Source organism: Nonomuraea glycinis (genome assembly GCF_014646515.1).
Lineage (GTDB): Bacteria > Actinomycetota > Actinomycetes > Streptosporangiales > Streptosporangiaceae > Nonomuraea > Nonomuraea glycinis.
Map to the genome: position 1 here is coordinate 232110 of NZ_BMNK01000004.1, position 21102 is coordinate 253211.

The 21102-nt window shown below is 71.3% G+C and carries 15 protein-coding genes; 9 read left to right on the forward strand and 6 right to left on the reverse strand.

Annotation, left to right across the window (positions count from 1 at the left end; genetic code table 11):
• Positions 1-58: 58 nt before the first annotated feature.
• A complete protein-coding gene (locus tag IEY87_RS14545; protein ID WP_189139152.1) occupies positions 59-1204 on the reverse strand; it encodes an amidohydrolase family protein in 1146 nt (381 codons plus the stop codon).
• A gap of 52 nt (positions 1205-1256) precedes the next feature.
• Positions 1257-3389, reverse strand: a complete 2133-nt coding sequence (locus IEY87_RS14550) for an anthranilate synthase component I (RefSeq protein ID WP_189139153.1) — start codon at positions 3387-3389, stop codon at positions 1257-1259.
• A 270-nt stretch (positions 3390-3659) separates the two neighbouring features.
• Between IEY87_RS14550 and IEY87_RS14555 the strand changes: the two genes are divergently transcribed.
• From IEY87_RS14555 to IEY87_RS14570, 4 genes are all read left to right on the forward strand, one after another.
• Positions 3660-5087, forward strand: coding sequence for a glycosyltransferase family 39 protein (locus IEY87_RS14555; protein WP_189139154.1), 1428 nt, complete (start codon positions 3660-3662; stop codon positions 5085-5087).
• Between the two features lie 126 nt (positions 5088-5213).
• Positions 5214-8711 carry a S8 family serine peptidase gene (locus tag IEY87_RS14560; protein ID WP_189139155.1) on the forward strand — a complete coding sequence of 1166 codons (3498 nt, stop codon included), beginning with the start codon at positions 5214-5216 and terminating at the stop codon, positions 8709-8711.
• A 93-nt stretch (positions 8712-8804) separates the two neighbouring features.
• Positions 8805-10385 carry a CocE/NonD family hydrolase gene (locus IEY87_RS14565; RefSeq protein ID WP_189139156.1) on the forward strand — a complete coding sequence of 527 codons (1581 nt, stop codon included), beginning with the start codon at positions 8805-8807 and terminating at the stop codon, positions 10383-10385.
• Positions 10367-11320, forward strand: coding sequence for a helix-turn-helix transcriptional regulator (locus tag IEY87_RS14570; RefSeq protein ID WP_189139157.1), 954 nt, complete (start codon positions 10367-10369; stop codon positions 11318-11320). The genes IEY87_RS14565 and IEY87_RS14570 overlap by 19 nt, the downstream gene beginning before the upstream one ends.
• Here IEY87_RS14570 and IEY87_RS14575 read toward each other — a convergent pair.
• On the reverse strand, positions 11311-12198 hold the full coding sequence (locus IEY87_RS14575) for an SDR family oxidoreductase (RefSeq protein ID WP_189139158.1): 888 nt from the start codon (positions 12196-12198) through the stop codon (positions 11311-11313). The two genes, IEY87_RS14570 and IEY87_RS14575, sit on opposite strands and share 10 nt — an antisense overlap.
• Before the next feature lie 317 nt (positions 12199-12515).
• Between IEY87_RS14575 and IEY87_RS14580 the strand changes: the two genes are divergently transcribed.
• From IEY87_RS14580 to IEY87_RS14600, 5 genes are all read left to right on the forward strand, one after another.
• Positions 12516-12728, forward strand: a complete 213-nt coding sequence (locus tag IEY87_RS14580) for a DUF3311 domain-containing protein (protein ID WP_189139159.1) — start codon at positions 12516-12518, stop codon at positions 12726-12728.
• Positions 12725-14335 (forward strand): monocarboxylate uptake permease MctP, encoded by a 1611-nt coding sequence (gene mctP / locus IEY87_RS14585; protein WP_308112956.1) that lies wholly within the window; start codon positions 12725-12727, stop codon positions 14333-14335. The genes IEY87_RS14580 and mctP overlap by 4 nt, the downstream gene beginning before the upstream one ends.
• Positions 14336-14482: 147 nt before the next feature.
• Positions 14483-15202, forward strand: coding sequence for an ABC transporter ATP-binding protein (locus IEY87_RS14590; RefSeq protein WP_189139160.1), 720 nt, complete (start codon positions 14483-14485; stop codon positions 15200-15202).
• Positions 15199-16020 (forward strand): ABC transporter permease, encoded by an 822-nt coding sequence (locus IEY87_RS14595; protein WP_189139161.1) that lies wholly within the window; start codon positions 15199-15201, stop codon positions 16018-16020. Before IEY87_RS14590 ends, IEY87_RS14595 begins: the two co-directional genes overlap by 4 nt.
• Positions 16021-16105: 85 nt before the next feature.
• Entirely contained in the window at positions 16106-17518 is a 1413-nt protein-coding gene (locus IEY87_RS14600) for a dihydrolipoyl dehydrogenase family protein (RefSeq protein ID WP_189139162.1), read from the forward strand.
• A gap of 4 nt (positions 17519-17522) precedes the next feature.
• Here the strand turns inward: IEY87_RS14600 and IEY87_RS14605 are convergent, their stop codons facing one another.
• From IEY87_RS14605 to IEY87_RS14615, 3 genes are read right to left on the reverse strand one after another with little or no spacing between them, the layout of a single operon-like run.
• The gene (locus tag IEY87_RS14605; protein ID WP_189139163.1) at positions 17523-18179 is read right to left on the reverse strand and encodes a TetR/AcrR family transcriptional regulator; all 657 of its coding nucleotides are present in this window, start codon (positions 18177-18179) and stop codon (positions 17523-17525) included.
• Positions 18180-18231: 52 nt separating this feature from the next.
• Positions 18232-20163 carry a bifunctional sugar phosphate isomerase/epimerase/4-hydroxyphenylpyruvate dioxygenase family protein gene (locus tag IEY87_RS14610; RefSeq protein WP_189139164.1) on the reverse strand — a complete coding sequence of 644 codons (1932 nt, stop codon included), beginning with the start codon at positions 20161-20163 and terminating at the stop codon, positions 18232-18234.
• A gap of 49 nt (positions 20164-20212) precedes the next feature.
• Entirely contained in the window at positions 20213-21067 is an 855-nt protein-coding gene (locus IEY87_RS14615) for a shikimate dehydrogenase (RefSeq protein ID WP_189139165.1), read from the reverse strand.
• Between the last annotated feature and the right edge of the window lie 35 nt (positions 21068-21102).

A 21102-nucleotide genomic window follows, 5' to 3' on the forward strand; every position in this document is an offset into this window, starting at 1 on the left:
AAAACAGGCTGAAGGCCCGAAAAGGCAGGTGGCGCGTGTCGAGCCGTGAAATAGGGCGCTAAAGGCGATATATCCGGCGGGCATTACCGGAGCCGATCATGTGCGCGATTCTGGCGGCGTCGGCGGCGCTCCACTCCCCCTCGTCGAGCCGTGCCTTGAGCGCCTTGCCGAGGGCCCGCCTGAAGTGCACCGCGCCGAGCAGACAGCTCTCGGCCACGCCCCGGCCGCCGGAGCCGAACAGCAGCTTGTGGAACGGCGCCAGCTCCAGCGACTCCTCCATCAGCCGCGCCGAGCCCGCCCCCGTCTGCGCGAACGCGGGACCGGCGTCAAGGTAGACGTGCGGGAAGGCGTGCGCGAGATGGGCGGCCTGGCGCTGGAACGGGTAGCCGTTGAGCAGGACCACCGGCACGCCCATCGGCTGGAGCGCCCGGACGAAGCCGGCGAGCCGGGCGGGGTCGGCGCGGTGCGGGTCCGCCTCGCACTCGCCGAACCCGGTGTGGACCTGGATCGGCAGACCCCGCTCCCGCGCCACGTCGACCGCCGTCCAGAGCAGGTGGCGCAGCAGGACGGCCTCGTCGAGCCGCCGCTTGGGGTCCGACAGCCGCCGGTTGGCCGCCGCGATCACCGAGCCGCGGCTCGGCCGGGACGGGTCGAAGTCGAGGCCGAGCCGGTAGGCGGCGACCGTCTTGAGCCCGACGGCCCGCACCGCCCTGACGGTGAGCTCCTCGCCGAGGCCGTCCATGTAGTCGACGGCGGCCTGAGCCGTCTCGGCCACGTCCTGCTCGATCTGCTCGGCCCGGACGATCTCCTCGGCCGCCGCCGCGCCGCCGCGCCCCATCTCGGCGGCCGACAACAGGTCGACGTTCTCCACCCCGGTGTCCACCAGGAACACCACCACGCCCGCCGCCCGCAGCAGACGCCGGTTGACCTCGGCCGAGCCGAGTTCGGCGCGGCGGCTCACGTAGACGGCCGGGGGCGCGTGCGGCTCCAGATCGAGCACGGGGGCGCACCAGCGGCGGAGGCCGGCGCCGATCGGGGTGTCGAAGTGGGTGGTGCCGGGGGGCGCGGGACTCGCCCCCTCGTTGATGAGCAGCTCGAACTGCGCCCTGGACAGCTCGTCCCGGCGCACCCCATGGCAGGCGTGGTCGACGAGCGGGGCGAGCAGGGCATCACGCACCGTGTCGGGCAGGTCTACGGGGAGCATGCGGCAGACTCTAAAGGCTGGCCGCATGCCCCGTGGACGTTTTACCGACGAGTTAGGCGGACCTGCGGGAAAGCCGCAGGACGTTCGCGATGACCTGCGCGCCGGCCCCGCCCTCCGCGGTGAGGATCGACTCGGGGTGGAACTGCACGGCGAAGCGCCGGTTGGCGGTGTCCTCGATCGCCATCACGTTGCCGTCGGGTGTGACCGCCGTCGGGGTGAAGCCGACGACCCCGGGCCGCTTGGCGTGCAGCGAGTGGTAGCGGGCCGCGGTGAACTCCTCGGGCAGCCCGTCGAGCAGCGCGCTGCCGCCCAGCCGGGCGACCCGGCCGCGCTTGCCGTGCTCGGGGTAGTCCAGCAGCTCCAGGCTGCCTCCGGCCTGCTCGACCATCGCCTGCAGCCCCAGGCAGACGCCGAAGACCGGCAGCTCGCGGGCGTAGATCTCGTCGATCAGCGCCGCCATGCCGAAGTCGGACGGCCAGCCGGGGCCGGGCGAGAGCACCACCAGGTCGGGGCCGATCTCGTCGATGGTCTGCGCGGGGAAGCCGTGGCGCAGGGTGACCACGTCGGCGCCCTCCTGGCGGAAGTAGTCGGCCAGGGTGTTGACGAAGGAGTCCTCGTGGTCCACGAGCAGCACCTTCATGCCCTGGCCCGACTGCCGCCTGGGCACGGCGACGGGCGCCGCCTCGGGCTGGTTGACGGCGGCGAGCGCGCCCAGCAGGGCGCTGGCCTTGAGCTCGGTCTCGCGCTCCTCGGCCTCCGGGTCGGAGTCGAACAGCAGCGTGGCGCCCGCCCGCACGGTCGCGATGCCGTCCTTGACCTGGGCGGTGCGCAGGGTGAGCCCGGTGTTCATGGAGCCGTCGAAGCCGATGAAGCCGATGGCGCCGCCGTACCACCGGCGGGTGGTGGCCTCGTGGTCCTCGATGAACTGCATGGCCCAGGTCTTGGGCGCGCCGGTGACGGTGACGGCCCACATGTGGGTCAGGAAGGCGTCCAGGGCGTCGAACTCGGGGCGCAGCCGGCCCTCGATGTGGTCGACGGTGTGGATCAGGCGCGAGTAGAGCTCGATCTGGCGGCGGCCGATGACCTTGACCGTGCCGGGGACGCAGACGCGCGACTTGTCGTTGCGGTCCACGTCGGTGCACATGGTGAGCTCCGACTCCTCCTTGACGCTGGTCAGCAGGGTGCGGATGGCCTCGGCGTCCTCGACCGGGTTGGCGCCCCGGGCGATCGTGCCGGAGATGGGGCAGGTCTCGACCCGGTCGCCGCTCACCCGGACGAACATCTCGGGCGAGGCGCCGACCAGGTGCTCGCCCTCGCCGAGGCTGATGATGAACTCGTACGGGGCCGGGTTGCTGTGGCGCAGGCTGCGGTAGAAGGCGGCGGGGTCGGTGCAGGTGGCGTGGAAGACCTGGCCGGGCACGACCTCGAACAGGTCGCCGCGCTTGAACTTCTCCTTGGCCGCGGCCACGACCTTGGCGTAGTCACCCCTGACCGGGTCCGGCGGCAGCTGCGCGGGCGCGGCGAGCGGGGTGGACTCGCCGGTGCGCTCCAGGCCGCGGGTGGTGGCGCCGTCCACGGTGAACTCGTAACGGATGTCGACGCAGGTCTCGCGCTGCCTGTCGATGACGACGAGCCGGTCGGGCAGGTGCAGGACGAGGTCGCGCTGGTCGTCGGGGCGGGTGAGCTCCTGCCTGATCGGCTCGAACTGGAAGGCCAGGTCGTAGCCGAAGGCGCCGTAGAGGCCCAGGTGCGGGTCGTCGCCCTTGAAGGCGGCGATGACCTCGCGGATCGCGGTGAAGACGGTGGGCCTGCGGCTGCGCAGCTCCTCGGGGAGCAGGTCCTCGGACTCGTCGACGCGCACCTCGACGTAGTCGGCGGTGGGCTCCTCGACCGGCTTGCCGGCGGCCAGCAGGCAGGAGGAGACGGCGGGCAGCACGACCCTGCCGCGCGCGTTGAGCGCCCTGGCGGAGATGGTGCGGCCCTTGGCGACGAGCTCCACGCAGGGGTCGACGTAGCCGAACGCCCATCGGCTGTAGCGGCCGGGGTAGTCCATGCCGGAGGAGAAGGCGCCGCCGCGCCTGTGGCCCAGGGACGTCACGATCTCTTCGAGGGCGTCTTCCGACACCTGGCGCACTTCGCGCTCGACGCCGACGCCTCCGGCGGTGGTATATCCGCTCGTCTCCACTGCTGCCCCTTTTGGTATTCGACAATGATGAGCCCCGGGGGCGGACACGACAAAGGCCGCCTTCACCGGGGCGGCCGTCCGTTGAGGTATGCGAATCTCGCGCCGCCTAGAAGCGGCGCCACCACTGAAGCCGGGCGCGATTTCGCATGGGCACAGATTACTCCGCTGGGCCAAGATCACGCAACGCGGACACGCCGGGCGGGGATCGGGTGGAAGCCGTACTGACAGGACGGACACAAAGGATCTAGTTTTGACCCAATGAGGCAGCCCTTGGCATGGCGATCCGTCACGGTGATCGCGGTCCTGCTGTTCGGTGTCCTGCTGGCGCTCAGCCCCGGCTACGGATTCCACCGCGACGAGCTCTACTTCCGGGTGCTGGCGGCGCATCCCGACTGGGGCTACGTCGACCAGCCGCCGCTGACGCCGATGCTGGCCAGGGCCGCCCTCGCGCTGTTCGGCGACAGTCTCACCGCGATCCGGGTGTTCCCGGCGCTGTCCGTCGCGGTCCTGGTGTTCCTGATGGCGCTGATCGCGCGCGAGCTCGGCGGCCGCGGCGTGGCGCAGGCGCTGACGGCGGCGGGGACCGCCGGCGGCGCGTACACGATGATCGCCGGGCACACGCTGCTGACGGTCAGCTTCGACCTGCCGCTGTGGGCGGCGGCGATCCTGTTCGTCCTGCGGGCGCTGCTGCGCGACCCGCGCTGGTGGCTCGCGGCGGGCGCGGTCATCGGGCTCGCCACCTACAACAAGCATCTGATCGCGATGCTGGTGCTCGGGCTGGCCGGTGGGCTGCTGGCAGTGGGACCGCGCCGGGTGCTGGCGGGCCCGTGGGTGTGGGCCGGGGCGCTGCTCGCGCTGGCGCTGGCCGCGCCCAACCTGGTCTACCAGGCCACGCACGACTGGCCGCAGCTGGAGATGGCGGCGGCGCTGAGCGAGAACAAGGGCGACGGCATGCGGGCGCTCTTCGTCCCGATGCAGGTCCTGCTGTTCGGTCCGGTGGTGGCGGTGATCGGCGCGTTCGGGTTCGTCCGGTTATGGCGGGACACGCGCGTGCGGGCCCTGGCGGTGGCCTATCCGGTCACCGCCGTGCTCACCCTCATCAGCGGCGGCCGGTTCGACTACACGGCCGGGCTGATCCTGCTGCTGTTCGCCGCGGGCTGCGTGGGCGTCGAGGCGGCGGGCCCCGGCCGGGTCCGGTCGGGCGCGGTGTCGCTGGCGATGAACACGCTGGGCTGTGCGGTGATCGCGCTGCCGCTGATCCCGGTGGGCGTGCTCGCCAGGACGCCGGTGCCGGCGATCAACGAGGTGGCCCGCGAGGCGATCGGCTGGCCCCGGCTGGACGACGCCGTGGCCGGGATTCTGCGCTCGCTGCCGCCGGAGGACCGGTCACGCACTGTGATCGTCACCGCCAATTACGGCGAGTACGGCTCGCTGTCAAGGGCCGGTCTGCCGCGCGTCTACTCGGGTCACAACCAGCTGTGGCAGTACGGTCCGCCGCCCGAGTCCGGGACGGTCGCGATCGTCATGGACATCGGCCCGATGCGCCGGGACCTGCAGTTCACGAGCTGTGAGCTGAGGGCCGAAGTTGACAATGGCGTCGGCATCGACAACGAGGAGCAAGGGCTGCGGATCCACCTCTGCAGGGGCCTTGACCAGCCATGGAGCACAACATGGCACAGATGGCGACATTTCAGTTGACCAGATCACGTTTCAGGAAATGTCAGATTTTGTTTGTGTTAAGCACTTGCTTTCCGAACTCGATCTCTTCACTCTTCTCGACGTAGGCGTAAAGATCAGCTCTACCGCTCAGCGCGAAGGAGAGTTGTGCTCAACACCCCCCGATGGCGTGTCCTCCTCCTGGGAGCCGCCACTACTCTCAGTCTCGTCCTCCCCTACGGCGTCGCGCACGCGGCGCCCGAACCTGACAAGATCAGCCCCGCCGTCCAGCAGCAGCTCGACAGCGCGGACAAGGCCACCTTCTGGGTGCGCGTCAAGGGCGGGGCCGACCTCACCGCCGCCCGCCGGGCCTCCTCCAAGGAGGTCAAGGCCGCACGGGTCTACGAGGCCAAGACCGATCATGCCGAGTCCTCGCAGGCGGGCCTGCGCACGATGCTGAAGTCGCACGACGTCGACTTCACGCCGTACTGGATCGTCAACGCCATCAAGGTGACGGCGAACGCCAAGGTGGCGGCCGCGATCGCCGAGCGGCCCGAGGTGGAGCGGATCGAGCCGGTCCGCACCCTCAGCGTGCCCAAGCCCGAGCAGGGCAAGGCGGAGAACAAGGTCAACGCGAACGAGTGGAACATCGACCGGGTCGGCGCCCCGCGGGTGTGGGACGAGCTGGGCAACCGCGGTGAGGGCATCGTGGTGGCCAACATCGACACCGGCGTGCAGTTCGACCACCCGGACCTGCAGGCGAACTACCGCGGCCACAACCCGGACGGCTCGGTGAGCCACGCCTACAACTGGTTCGACCCGGCCCAGATCTGCCCGACCTCCGCGCCGTGCGACAACAACGGCCACGGCACCCACACCATGGGCACCATGGTGGGCGCCAACGGCATCGGCGTCGCGCCGGGCGCGCAGTGGATCGCGGCCAAGGGCTGCGAGGCCAACTCCTGCAGCGACGCCTCCCTGCTGTCCGCCGGGCAGTGGATCCTCGCCCCCACGGACGCGGCCGGCGCCAACCCGCGCCCCGACCTCGCGCCCGACATCGTCAACAACTCCTGGGGCGGCGCCGGCTTCGACCCCTGGTACAAGGAGACGGTCGAGGCGTGGGTCGCCGCCGGGATCTTCCCGGCCTTCTCCAACGGCAACGAGGGCCCCAGCTGCACGAGCAGCGGATCGCCCGGCCAGTACGTCACCAGCTACAGCGCCGGCGGCTTCGACATCAACAACGCCCTGTACGCGCGCTCCAGCAAGGGCGCGGGCGAGAACGGCGAGATCAAGCCGAACATCGCGGCCCCCGGCGTGAACGTCCGCTCCTCTGTGCCCGGTGGCTACGCCTCCTTCACGGGCACGTCGATGGCCTCGCCGCACGTGGCGGCCACCGTGGCGCTCATCTGGTCGGCGTCGCCGAGCCTGAACGGTGACATCGAGGCCACCCGGCCGCTGCTCGACGTCACCGCGATCGACGTGGCCGACACCGCCTGTGGCGGCACCGCCGCCGACAACAACATCTGGGGCGAGGGCAGGCTCGACACCTTCGCCGCGGTCCAGGCCGCGCCGCAGGAAGAGGTGGGCGAGCTCAAGGGCGTCGTCACCGCCGACGGCGCGCCGGTGGCCGGCGTCACGGTCACCATCACCGGCCCGACCGGCCGCACGGTCGTCACCGGCGCGGACGGCGCCTACACCTTCGTCCGCCTGGTGCCGGGCCAGTATGAGATCAGGGCCACGAAGTTCGGCTACGCCACGGCGAGCGCGACCGCGACGGTCGTGGCCGAGCAGAGCGCGACCGCCGACGTGACGCTGACCCCGCTGGCCTCGGGCGTGGTGTCCGGCACGGTCACCACGGCCGGCACCGCCGAGGCGGGCGCCCGGATCCTGGCCGGCGGCACCCCGCTCAGCGCCGTCACCGACGCCGGCGGCCGCTACCGGCTCACCCTGCCCTACGGCGACTACGAGCTCAGCGTCGTGCCCGCCTCGCGCTGCTCCGGCGGCGACACCGCGTCCGTGACGGTGGGCGGTGACCTGACCAAGGACTTCGACCTGCCGCTGCGCGGCGACAACTTCGGCTACACCTGCGCCGGCGGCACCGAGCCGTACGTGGCCGGGACCGACAAGCTCGCGCTCACCGGCGACGACGAAGCGGCCCAGGTCACGCTGCCGTTCGCGATCCCGTTCTACGGGGCCAACGAGACCAGGGCGTGGATCGCCACCAACGGCTTCGCCAGCTTCGCCGCCGACAGGTCCACCGCCGCCGGCAACGGCACGCTGCCCACGGCGGCCACGCCCAACCACGCGGTCTACCCGTTCTGGGACGACCTGGTGGTGGACGATCAGGGCGGCATCTACACCGGGGTCGTCGGCACGGCGCCGCGCCGCCAGTACGTGATCGAGTGGCGCAACGTCCGGTTCTTCAGCGACAGCACGCAGCGGATCTCGTTCTCGGCCCTGCTGGGCGAGGACGGGTCGGTGAGCTACCGCTACAAGAACATCGAGAGTGAGCGCGACCAGGGCGCCTTCGCCACGGTCGGCATCGAGAACCGGGCGGGCACCGACGCGCTGCTGTACTCCCTGAACGAGCCGGTGGTCTCCACCGGGCAGAGTCTCACCTTCACGGCGAGCCAGCACGGCCTGGTGACGGGCGTGGTGACCGACGCCAACGACGGCGAGCCGCTGCCGGGCGCGACGGTCAAGATCGGCGAGGTGGGGACCTTCACCACCGGGGCCGACGGCAGGTTCTCCGGCCAGGTGCTGGCCGGGGACTACGAGGTGGAGGTCGCCAAGGAGCACTACGGCACCTTCACCAAGCCCGTCACGGTCGCGCCCGGGACGCTGACCGCGGTCGACACGGCGCTGGTGACCGGCCGGGTGGCCGCCTCGGTGGCCGAGGTGACCGTGGTGGCGCCGACCGGCGCCAGCAGGACCCGGACGCTGGAGCTGACCAACCTCGGCTCGGCCACGCCGTACACCGTGAGCACGGAGTCGGCGGACTGGCTCAAGGTCGCGCCGGGCTCCGGCACCCTGGCCAAGAACCAGAAGACCACGCTGAAGATCACCGTCTCCAGCAACGGCGTGACGGCGGGCACGGTGCGCGCCGGCAAGCTGCTCATCCGGTCGGCCAGCGGCCGCCAGCCCGTCATCGAGATCGCGGTGAAGGTCGTGGTGCCCAAGCACCAGGTGGCCGTGGAGGTCGGCGGCAGCCGCAGGGTCACCGACGGGGCCGGGGACAGCTGGGACCTCGACAAGAGGTACCAGACCGGCGGCTACGGCTACGTGGCCAACAGCAGCAGCACCGGCAGCACGAACAAGACGATCAAGGGCACCGACGACCAGTCGCTGTTCAGGACGGCCCGCGAGGGCATGCTGGAGTACCGCTTCGACCGCGTCCCCAACGGGGTCTACACGGTGGAGCTGGACTTCGCCGACATCGAGAACACCCGCCCCGGCCGGCGCGTGTTCGACGTGCTGGTCGAGGGAGAGCTGGCCATCCCGGCCCTCGACCTGGCCCTGGAGGCGGGCACGTACACGGCCGTGAGCAGGCAGTACACGGTGCGGGTCAGTGACGGGCAGCTCAACGTGCGCTTCGCCACCCGCGAGGGCTCGACGCTCGTCAACGCCATCAGGATCTCCGAGCGGCCGGACAAGGCCGCCTCCTAGATCCGCCGGCTCCGGAGCCCGTCCCACCGCCAGTGAGGCGGGCTCCGGCCCGCGGGCTACCGTTCTTCTCGCGGATTATGTTACTGGTAGGTAATGAGACGCGTTCGTGTTCAGCGCGACCTGCCCGTCCCGATGCCCGATGGCGTGCGGTTGCTGGCCGACCGTTACGAGCCGGTGGGGGCCGAGCGGGCGCCGGTCATCCTCGTCCGCTCCCCCTACGGCAGGCGCGGCCTGTTCGGGTTCATGTACGGGCGCGGGTTCGCCCGGCACGGCTTCCAGGTGGTGATCCAGAGCTGCCGGGGCGGCTTCGGCTCCGGCGGGCAGCTCGACCCGTTCGGCGACGAGCGCGACGACGGCCTGGCCACCCTCGCCTGGCTGCGCGAGCAGCCCTGGTACGGCGGCTCGCTGGCCATGTTCGGCCCCTCCTACCTCGGCTACACGCAGTGGGCCGTGGCCCCCGACGCCGGGCCCGAGCTCAAGGCGATGTCCACCCAGATCACCGCGTCTCAGTTCAGGGACGCCGCCTACGTGGGCGGGGCGTTCGCGCTGGAGTCGGCGCTGAGCTGGACCACGCTGACGGACTCCATGTCGCGCCGGTTCGGCGGCACGGCGGCGCTGACCGCGCCCAGGGTGACCCGGCGGGCGGTGCTGTCCGGGCGGCCGGTGGCCGAGCTCGACCTGGTCACGGCCGGGCGGCCGCTGCGCTTCTACCGCGACCTGCTCGCCCACCACGCCGACCCCGCGCCGTACTGGAGCAAGCGCGACTTCTCCCCCAGGGTCGGTGAGGTGGAGGCGGCGGTCACCATGCTCGGCGGCTGGTACGACGTGTTCCTGCCGTGGCAGCTCAAGGACTATCTCGCGCTGCGCGCGGCCGGGCGGCGGCCGTACCTGACGATCGGGCCGTGGTGGCACGTCGACGCCCGGCACGGCCGGGTGTCGCTGGCCGAGTCGCTGGCCTGGTTCCGGGCGCACCTGCTCGGTGACGCCTCGGGGCTGCGCGAGCAGCCGGTGCGGCTGTACGTGACCGGGGCCGGGCAGTGGCGCGACTACCCCGACTGGCCGGTGCCGGAGATGCGGCCGCGCCGCTGGCACCTGCAGGCGGGCTTCGGGCTGGGGCCGGAGGGGCCGCGGGAGAGCGAGCCCGACCGGTTCCGCTACCACCCGGACCATCCGACGCCGGTGCTCGGCGGGCCGGTGCTGCTGGCCGGCTCCCGGCCGCGCGACCAGCGGCGGCTTGAGGCCCGGCGCGACGTGCTCGTCTACACCTCGCCCGAGCTGGACGCGGAGGTGGAGGCGATCGGGCCGGTCAGCGCCGAGTTGTTCGTACGCTCCAGCACCCCGCACGTGGACGTGGTGGTGCGCCTGTGCGACGTGCACCCGGACGGCAGGTCCATGAACGTGTGCGAGGGTGTGCGCCGACTGGGCCCCGGCTCTACGCTGGAGGACGTGCAGAAGGTGTTGGTGGAGTTGTGGCCGGTGGGTCACCGGTTCGGGCGCGGCCATCGGATCCGGCTGCACGTGGCCGCGGGGGCGTACCCGACGATCGCCCGCAATCCCGGCACCGGCCTGCCGATCGGCGACGGCGGGCCGATGGTGCCGGCCGACGTCGAGGTGTTCCACTCGCCCGGCCGCCCGTCCGCGGTGGTGCTGCCGCTGTGCGCGCCGCGCGACTGATGTCGCTGGTCCTGCTGCTGCAGGGCCGGGGCGGCATGACGGCGGCCGAGCTGGCGGCGGAGCTGGAGGTGTCGGAGCGGACGGTGCACCGCGACGTGCTCGCGCTGTCCGGGGCCGGCGTCCCCGTCTACGCCGATCGGGGTCGCGGCGGCGGCTACCGGCTGCTGGAGGGCTACCGCACCCGGCTGACCGGCCTGGACCGGGCCGAGGCCGAGGCGCTGTTCCTGTCGGGCGTGCCCGGCGCGCTGCGCGAGATGGGGTTGCAGGAGGTGGCGGCGACGGCCCGGCTCAAGGCGGCGGCTGCGCTCTCCCCCGGCCTGCGTGACGCGCCCGCGACCGCCGCGCAGCGCTTCCACCTGGACGCGCCCGGCTGGTTCGCCGGCGACGTCCCGCCGCCCGCCGTGCTGACCCGGCTGGCCAGGGCGGTCTGGAACGACCGGGTCGTCACCGCCGTCTACAAGGACCGGCCGCGCACGCTGGAGCCGTACGGGCTGATCCTCAAGGCGGGCGCCTGGTATCTCGCGGCCCGCTCCGGCACCCGGTTCCTGATCTTCCGGGTGGACCGGTTCGGCGACCTGGACGTGCGCGACGACGTCTTCTCCCGCGATCCGGGCTTCGATCTGGCCGCCTTCTGGGCGGAGCAGTCGGCGGCGTTCACCCGCACGCTGCTGCGCGCCGAGATCACGCTCCGGCTCACCGCGCGCGGGGTCCGGCTGCTGCGCCACGTCGCCGACCCGGCCGCGCTGCCGGACGCGCTCGCCTCCCTGCGGCCCGACGGGACCGTACGGCTCGGTGTCGAGTCGATGGAGGTGGCCTACGCCCAGGTGCTGGGGTTCGGGCCGGAGGCGGAGGTGCTGGCGCCGCCGGAGCTGCGGGCGACGGTCGCCGAGGCCGCCGCCCGCATGGCCGCCCTGTACGAGCCGCCTCAGCGGTAGTCCGCCGGGTCCGCCGCCTTGCCCGTCTCCACCTCCACGATGTAGCGCCACACGTCCGGCCTGCTGCCGTCCACGTCGGTGAAGCCGTACTCCTTGGCCAGCGTGCCGCTGTCGACGGACCTGCCGGACCAGCGCATCCGGCCGGGGTCGGTGGCCAGGGCGGCGACCGCGCGGCCGGCGAAGGCGGGCGTCTCGGAGACGGCGAACGAAGGATGCGCCGTGGCCTCGCGCCAGTTGGCCTCGGTGACGCCGAAGTGCTCCAGCATGACCTCCGAGCGCAGGAAGCCCGGCGTGAGCGCCACCGCCGCGCCGTCGTGCTCGCGCAACTCCTGCGCCTGTGCGTAGGCCAGCCGGTTGACGGCCATCTTGGCCAGGTCGTAGTAGATGGAGTCGCGGTAGCGGGTGGCGTTGAAGTCCCAGGTGCCGTCGGTCACCTCCACCACCAGGCCGCCTTTGTTCCGGATGAGCAGCGGCAGCACGTGGTGGCTGGTGATGAGGTGCGTGTCGATGGCCAGTCTGAGCAGTCTCAGGCCGTTGTCCAGGTCGTGTTTCCAGACCGGCGTGGTCCACTCCCAGAGCGCCTCGGCGCCCCAGATGTCGTTGACCAAGACGTCGAGGCGGCCCTGTTCGCGGTCGACGCGCTCGACGAGGGCCATGACCTGTGCCGGGTCCAGGTGGTCGACCTGGACCGCGACGCCGGTGCCGCCGGCGGCGGTCACCAGCTCGGCCGTCTCCTCGATCGTCTCCGGCCGGTTCATCTCCGAGCGCTGCTCGCGGGTCGTCCTGCCGGTGCAGTAGACCGTCGCGCCGGCGGCGCCCAGCGCCACCGCTATTCCTCGTCCCGTGCCGCGGGTCGCACCCGCCACCAAAGCGATCATGGGGCCAGCCTGGCCGGTAAAGAGGACATCCTCTGTCATGTTTTCTGAGTGATTCCGGGCTGGGGCGGGTGATCGACCGTTCGGCGCGGGGAGGCGACCACTCGTCGCTTGACGGGCTGACGACCTTTCTGGTCATGGTTACCCTGGCGCACAAATCGCCTACTGACGCCCTCTCTCATGTCAGGAAATTTACGCCAAACCGTAATATGCGGGACTCTGGGGTATATATCTCGCCGCAGTTAGTCTCCATTCACTGACTATCAGTCAGGAACCGAGTCGTTTCGGCTCCTGGCCTGAGTGTGTCTGGGAGACAAACAATGACGAACCCAGAATCCGCGCAGAAACCACGCAGTGATCGCAGCCCGTGGAACTGGCTGCTGTTCCTGCCGATCGTGCTGCCCCTGTTACCGTTCCTCTTCAACTCGGACGAGCCACGCTTGTTCGGCTTCCCGCTGTTCTACTGGCTGCAGCTCGCCTTCATCATCGTGGGCGTCAGCTGCACCACCCTCGTCTACCGGATGACCAGGTGAGCGGGCACACGACCGAGCTGGTCGTCTTCAGCGTGCTGTTCCTGCTGGTCAGTGGCATGGGCTTCGTCGCCGCCCGCTGGCGCAGGCCCGACAACATCGAGAGCCTCAACGAGTGGGGCCTCGGCGGCCGCAACTTCGGCAGCTGGATCACCTGGTTCCTGGTGGGCGGGGACCTCTACACCGCCTACACCTTCGTGGCCGTGCCCGCGCTGGTGTTCGGCGCCGGCGCGCTCGGCTTCTACGCGCTGCCGTACACCGTGGTGATCTACCCGATGGTGTTCCTGGTGCTGACGCGGATGTGGTCGGTGTCGCACGTGCACGGGTTCGTCACCCCTGCGGACTTCGTCCGGGCGCGCTTCGGCTCGCCGACGCTGGCGCTGGTCGTGGCGATCACCGGGCTGGTGGCGACGATGCCGTACATCGCGCTGCAGCTCGTCGGCATCGAGGCGGTGCTGAAGACGATGGGGATCACCGGGCATCTGCCGATCATCATCGCCTTCGCCATCCTGGCGGCGTACACCTATCAGTCGGGGCTGCGGGCGCCGGCGCTGATCGCGTTCGTCAAGGACACGCTCATCTACATCGTGATCCTGGCGGCCGTGATCTACATCCCGACCCAGCTGGGCGGCTGGGAGTCCATCTTCGACGCCGCCAAGGCGAAGTTCGACGCCTCGCCGTCGCAGAGCGACGGGCTCACCCTGAACGCGAGCAACCAGCTGCAGTACATCACGCTGGCGTTCGGCTCGGCCCTGGCGCTCTTCCTGTATCCGCACAGCCTCACCGGCGTGCTGGCGTCCAGGAACCGGAACGTGATCAAGAGGAACATGTCGGCGCTGCCCGCCTACAGTTTCCTGCTCGGGCTGATCGCGCTGCTCGGCTTCATGGCCATCGCGGCCGGGACCAAGCCGGTCGTGGGGGCGAACGGCAGGCCGGACGGCAACACCATCGTGCCGGTGCTGTTCGACCAGATGTTCCCGGACTGGTTCGCCGGGGTCGCGTACGCGGCCATCGCGATCGGGGCGCTGGTCCCGGCGGCGATCATGTCCATCGCGGCGGCCAACCTGTTCACCCGCAACATCTACCGCGAATACCTCAACAAGGACGCCACCGACGCCCAGGAGGCCAAGGTCTCCAAGATCACTTCGTTGGTGGTGAAGGTGGGGGCGGTGCTGTGCATCCTCATCCTGGATCCGCAGTTCTCCATCGACCTGCAGCTCATCGGCGGAGTGATCATCCTGCAGACGCTGCCGTCCGTGGCGCTGGGCCTCTACACGCGCTGGTTCCACCGGAGCGGCCTGATCACCGGGTGGGCGCTCGGGCTCGGCGCGGGGCTGTGGATGCTCTACCTGATCCCGAACCCGGTCAGCGGTAAGGCGCACTTCGGCGGATCGGCCTTCGGGCTGTCGAACCTCGGGTTCGACACCACGATGACGATCTACGCCGGGTTCCTGGCGCTGGCCGTCAACCTGGTGGTGGCGGTGCTGGCGACCCTGGCGTTCCGGGCCATGAAGGTGGCCGACGGCGGGGACGCGACTTCCCGCGGCGACTATTTCGCCGACGAGGGCGACCCCAAGGTCAAGCCCATGGACCTGACCGGCACGCACTGACGGGACGACCCGGTCCGGCCGCACGCGGTCCCACCGCGCTGACGGGACGGCCTGGCCCGGCCGCGCGCGGCCGGGCCGGGTCACTCGCCGACCGGCCCGCGGGAAAACCCGTTGCGTCCCGCCACGCGGGAGCCGCAGGCTGGACCGGTGCCCCTACTCGACGCCATCCGGTTGGTCAAACGGTTCGGGACGGTCACCGCCGTCGACGGGCTGAGCCTGAGCGTCGCCGAGGGCGAGGTCGTCGGGCTGCTGGGACTCAACGGCGCCGGCAAGTCGACCACTCTGCACATGCTGCTCGGGCTCATCACGCCCGACGCCGGGCAGATCAGGGTGTTCGGCCTGGACCTGGCGCGGCACCGGACCGAAGTGCTCAGCCAGGTGAACTTCGCCGCCAGCTACGTGGACCTGCCCGGCGTGTTGCTGGTCCGCGAGGTGCTCGATGCCTTCGCCATGCTGTACGCGCTGCGCCGGCCGAAGGCGCGGGTCGCCGAGCTGATCGAGCTGTTCGACCTGGGACCGCTCAGCGAGCGCAGGGTGATGGACCTGTCGTCGGGGCAGCGCACCCGCGTGCAGCTCGCCAAGGCGCTGCTGAACGCGCCCCGGCTGCTGGTGCTCGACGAGCCGACCGCCAACCTCGACCCCGACGCCGGTGACCGCATCCGGGGCCTGCTGTCCCGGGCCGCCGAGGAGAACGGCAGCGCGATGCTGATCACCTCGCACAACATGCGCGAGGTCGAGCGGATGTGCCACCGGATCCACTTCATGGCCGGCGGGCGGATCGTGGCCTCCGGCAGCGCCGCGGAGCTGGCCGGCCGTTACGGGGCCGAGGACCTGGAAGAGGTGTTCTTGAAGGTGGCTCGCGGATGACGGCTCTCACTCTTCCCCCGCTCAGCCTGGCCGCGCGGCGCAGGCGCGTCCTCGGCGTCGTCCGGCGTGACTTCGCCGCGCTGCGGCGCAGCTCCGTCAGGATGTTCGAGATCCTGTTCTGGCCCACCGTGGAGCTGGCGCTGTGGGGCTTCCTCACGGTGTTCCTGCAGACGCAGCGGGTGCCGTTCGTGGCGTCGTTCCTCATCGGGGCCGTGCTGCTGTGGCAGGTGCTGCAGAAGGCCAGCAACGAGATCTCGATCGCGTTCCTGGAGGACGTCTGGTCGCGCAACCTGCTGAACGTGCAGGTCAGCCCGCTGTCCAGCGGCGAGTACCTCACGGGGCTGATGCTGTTCGCGCTGGGCAAGGTGGTGCTCGCGATCACCGTGATGGCGGGACTGGCGCTGCTCTTCTACGGATTCGGGGTGACGAGCCTGGGCGTGGGGCTGGTGCCGTTCATGGGCGTGCTGCTGATGTTCGGCTGGTCGCTCGGGCTGGTGGGCATCTCGGCGGTGCTCAGGTTCGGCGAGAACGCCCAGGTGATCGCCTGGTCGCTGGTGTTCGTGGCGCAGCCGCTGGCCGGGATCTTCTACCCGGTCTCGGTGCTGCCCGCGCCGCTGCAGACCGTCGCCTGGCTGATGCCGGCCTCCCACGTGTTCGAGGGCATGCGCACGGTCCTGAGCGGCGGGCCGGTGCCCTGGGAGCGGCTGGCCTGGGCGTCCGGGCTGAACGTCGTCTACCTGGCCGCCACGCTCGGCCTGTTCGCGTGGGCGCTCGGCTACGCCCGCCGGCACGGGCGGCTGTCGCGCTTCGGCGAGTGATCCGGCCCGGCCGCGCGTGGGACGGCGTGGCGCCGGGCAGGGGATGGCAGACTGCCCACAGGTGTCCTAGATTCCGGAGGTACGGGTGTCCGAGGTGTTCGACGTCATCGTGATCGGAGCCGGGCCGGCCGGCGAGAACGTCTTGGACCGGGCCGTGCGCGGCGGGCTGACCGCGGCGATCGTGGAGGACCGGCTGGCGGGCGGCGAGTGCAGCTATTGGGCGTGCATCCCGAGCAAGGCGCTGCTGCGCCCGGTGGAGCTGGCGGGCGAGGTCGCCCGGATGCCCGGCATGTCGCTCGGCCCGATCGACGTGGACGCGGTGCTCGCCCGGCGCGACGAGGCGGTGTCCCACTACGACGACGCCGGGCAGGTCCGCTGGATCGAGGGGGTGCCCGCCACGTTCGTGCGCGGGCGCGGGCGGCTGGACGGCGCCAAGCGGGTGCTGGTCACCGAACCGGACGGGTCGCAGCGGCTGCTGACCGCCAGGCACGCGGTCGTGCTGGCCACCGGCAGCACCGCGGCGATCTCGCCGGCACCCGGCCTGCGCGAGGCCGCGCCCTGGACCAGCCATGAGGTCACCGCCGTCACGTCCGTGCCCGGCCGCCTGGTCGTGATCGGCGGCGGCGTGGTGGCCTGCGAGATGGCGCAGGCCATGCACGGGCTCGGCGCCCGGCAGACGACCGTGCTGGTGCGCGGCGACACGCTGCTGCCGAGGATGGAGCCGTTCGCGGGCGAGCTGCTGGCCGGCGCCTTCGCCGCCGCCGGCATCGACCTGCGCACCGGTACGGAGGCCGTCCGGGTGGAGCGGCCCGAGCCGGGCGGGAAGGTGACCGTGCACCTGCCGGACGGGCCGCCCGTCGAGGCCGACGAGATCCTCGTCGCGACCGGGCGGCGGCCCGCCACCGAAGGGCTCGGGCTGGAGAGCGTGGGCCTGCCCGGCGGCGAGTCCGTCGAGGTGGACGACAGCCTGCGGGCGACCGGCGTGGCCGAGGGCTGGCTGTACGCGGTGGGCGACGTCAACGGCCGCAACCTGCTCACCCACATGGGGAAATATCAGGCCAGGGCGTGTGGTGACGTGATCGTCGCGCGCGCCAAGGGCGCGCCCGACGACCTGCCCGCCCTGCGCGCCACCGCCGACGGCTACGGCGCGCCGCAGGTCGTCTTCACCGACCCGCAGATCTGCGCCGTCGGCCGGACCGAGGAAGCGGCCCGCCGCGACGGGTTCCGGGTGCGCGCGGTGGAGTACGACCTCGCCTCCGTCAGCGGCGCCTACCTGCTCGGCGACGGCTATCAGGGCAGGGCCAAGGCGGTCGTCGACGAGGATCGCCGGGTGCTGCTCGGCGTCACCTTCGCCGGGCAGGGCACCGCCGAGCTCCTGCACGCGGCGACCATCGCGGTCACCGCCGAGGTGCCGCTCGAGCGCCTGTGGCACGCGGTGCCGTCCTTCCCCACCGTGAGCGAGATCTGGCTGCGCCTGCTGGAGACCTACGGTCTCTGACCGGTTACTGACTCCCGCGCAGGTAGGACACCACCATCTCGCCGACCATCGTGCGCAGCCTGTCGCGGTGCTCCGGCGCCGTCATGTCGCGGCCGAACAGGGCGCCGAAGGTGTGCTGGTTGGCGACGCGGAAGAAGCAGAACGCGCTGATCATCATGTGCACGTCCACGGCGTCGGCCTCGGTGACGAAGTCGCCACCGGCCCGGCCGGCCTCGAGGATGCGCGAGATGACGTCCAGCACCGGGGTGCCGAGGTTGGCCAGCGTCTCGGACTTGCGGATGTGCCGGCCCTCGTGGATGTTCTCGATCGCGACCAGCTTGATGAAGTCGCGGTGCCGGTCATGGTGGTCGAACGTCAGCTCGGCCAGCGTGCGGATCGCCGCCACCGGTGCCAGGTGCTCGACGTCCACGGCGCGCTCGGCCGCGCGGACCTCCAAGTAGGCCTTCTCCAGCACGGCGACGTAAAGCTTCTCCTTGCTGCCGAAGTAGTAGTAGATCATGCGCTTGGTGGTGCGCATGAGCTCGGCGATCTCGTCGACCCTGGCCCCCGCGTAGCCGCGCCGCGCGAACTCCCGCTGCGCGACCTGGAGGATCTCCGCTCTGGTGCGGTCGGCGTCCCGCCGGCGCTCACCGGTCGGGCGGGTGGTGGGCTGCGAGGTCATGGGGCTCCACGGACAGGCGGGACCGATCCGCCTCATCCTATGACCGGCTCGCTCATGGCGTGCCTGGGCCGCGCGCGTGCTGTACGGCCAGGCGCACGGCCGCGTTGGCGGCGCCGTAGCCCCGGTAGCCGCCCGCCCGCTCGACGATCTCGAAGAAGACGCGGCCCACCGTGATCGTGTAGAGGTGCAGGAACTCGCCGTACTCGTCCCTGTCGTACAGCAGCCCGAGCTCCCGGATCTCCGGGCCGACGTCGTGGCGGGCCTCCAGGTCGTCGTAGTAGTTGTCCGGGATCGGCAGCAGCAGGCCGGGGTGCTCGGCGTGCAGGCGGCGGGCGATGCCGCGGATGTCGTCGCAGGACAGCGCGACGTGCTGCCAGGGCGTGTGCCGGGCTCCGACCCGCGCCTGGTTCAGCACCATCCGCACCGCCTCGTCCGGGCCGGCCATCGCCCTGCTGCGCAGCAGCCCGGACGGTTCCGGGACCTCCATGCTCTCCAACGGGCGCAGGCCCAGAACGCTGCGATAGAACAGCGACGCCTCGTCGAAGTGGTGCCACGGCTGGGTGAGCGCCACGTGGTCCACTCGGGTGATGCCGGGCGGCGGAGGGGTGGGCGTGGCCGGTATGACCGTGCCGGGACTCGGCCGCAAAGCCATGGCCGGGTCGCCGGTGAAGTCGCCGGTCCAGTCGGGGTGGTCGGCCCGGCCGCTGCGGCAGAAGAAGATCTGGGTGCCGTCCGGCGCCGCGATCGCCTCCAGCGGGGCCTCTCCCGGGGCTCGCTCGCGCGGCAGTACGGGTGCCAGCAGGTGTTCGGCACGCCGGGCCGACGCGGCGGGATCGGGGGTCTCCAGGCCGATGGCGGCGAGTGCCGTTCCGGTTCCGGTGGCGTTGAGGAGGACCCGGGCCTCGCCCTGCTCCCACATCTCGACCGGCTTGGTGGGGTGCGCCCCGGTACGGGTGAAGCCGAATGCCGCCAGCAAGCCGACCAGTGCGGCGGCCTCACCGGGAGCCGGAGGGAGGGTGTCGCCGGCGGACGGCCCTGTGGCCGGCCCGGTGGCGGGCCCCTTCTTGATCTCGGTGGCGATCTCGGTGGTGAGCCCCTTGGTGAGCTCGGTGGTGAGCTCGGTGGTGAGCTCGATGAAGGCGAATCCCGTCGGGATCACCGGTCCTGGTGCTCGACGGTCGAGGGACTCCTCCAGGGCGATCAGCGAGCGCATCGCGTCCAGCGCCGTACGACAGGCGTCGGACTGACGGAAGACGTCGTTGAAGACCTCCAGTGACAGCGGGCCCTGATACCCGGTGTTGAGGACGTGGCGCACCAGCCCGGTCACGTCGAAGCCGCCCTGACCCGGGAAGCAGCGGTAGTGGCGACTCCACTGGAGCACGTCCATGGCCAGCGGCGGCGCGTCCGCCAGTTGGAGGAAGAACACCTTGTCCCCCGGGATCGCCTCGATGCCGATCGGGTCGGAGCCGCGCGACAGGATGTGGAAGCTGTCCAGGCAGGTGCCGAGGTTCGGGTGGCCGGCCAGCTGGACGATGCGCCAGGCGTGCAGATACTCGTTCACATGCCGGCCCCAGGCCAGTGCCTCGTAGGCGACCCGGATGCCGTGTCGGCCCGCGAGCTCGGCGAGGGCATGAAGCTGCTCGGCGGCCAGGTCGTCGTCGTCGGCCGACTCGGGTGAGACGCTGGAGCACACCAGCAGCATCCCGGCGCCGAGGCGCTCCATGAGCCGGAACTTGCGCTCGGCCCGGCGCAGATTGTGCTCCAGCCTCGCCGGCCCGACCGCTTCGAAGTCGCGTAACGGCTGGTAGAGGTCGATACCGAGGCCCAGGTCCGCCGCACGGTCGCGGATCCGCTCCGGGGAGAGGGGGCAGGAGATCAGGTCGTTCTCGAAGATCTCCACACCGTCGAACCCGGCGGCGGCGATCGCCGCGAGTTTCTCGGTCAGTGTGCCGCTGACCGACACGGTGGCGATGCCTTTACGCATACCGTCCTCCTGTCATGTCCCGCCCGTCCAGGGAGTCCGCCGCCGGGCGTCAGGTGGTGATGAGGTCGGCCAGGTGGGCGAGCATGCGCTCGGTGTCCGGTTCCCGGCCGGTGAAGAGGTGGAAGGCGTGCGCCGCCTGGAAGACGACCATGCCGCCGCCGTCCAGGGTGCGGCAGCCCAGCGCACGGGCGTGACGCAGCAGGTCCGTCTCCAGCGGGCGGTAGACGATGTCGGCCACCCAGAGGCCGGGGTGCAGGAGGTCGGCCGGCAGCGGTGTCCCCGGATGATGGGCCATGCCCGTCGGGGTGGCGTGGACCAGGCCGTCGGCTCGGGGCAGCACCTCGGCGAGGTCCGCCTGTCCTGCGGGGCGTGCGCGGCCCGTACCGAAGCGTGCGGCGAGCCTGCCCGCGAGGGCCTGCGCGCGGGCCGGGACGGCGTCCACCACGGCGATCTCGTCCGCGCCGAGTGTGAGCAGCGCATGGGCGACGGCCGCCCCCGCCCCGCCCGCACCCAATTGGACGATGCGGCCGGTGGGGGCGTCGGGCAGGCCGCGGGCGAACGACTCGGCGAAGCCCGTCCAGTCGGTGTTGTGGCCGATGGCGCGCTCGCCCTCGAAGACGACGGTGTTGACGGCGCCCAGGGTGGCGGCGTCGCCGGACAGGTCGTCCAGGTGCGGGATGACGGTCTGCTTGCAAGGGTGGGTGATGTTGAGGCCGTCGTAGCCGAGCCGCCTCGCCGTGCGGACGAGCTCTCCCGCGTCACCGGCGGCCAGGCCGAGGTCATCGAGGTCGATGAGCCGGTAGACGTAGTGCAGCCCGAGGTGGCGCGCCTCGCGCTCGTGCAGAGCCGGGCTGAGGGATGGGCCGATGCCGGATCCGATCAGGCCGACCAGGTAGGAGGTCATCTGCCGTGGCTCATCCTCACTTCGAAAATGTACGA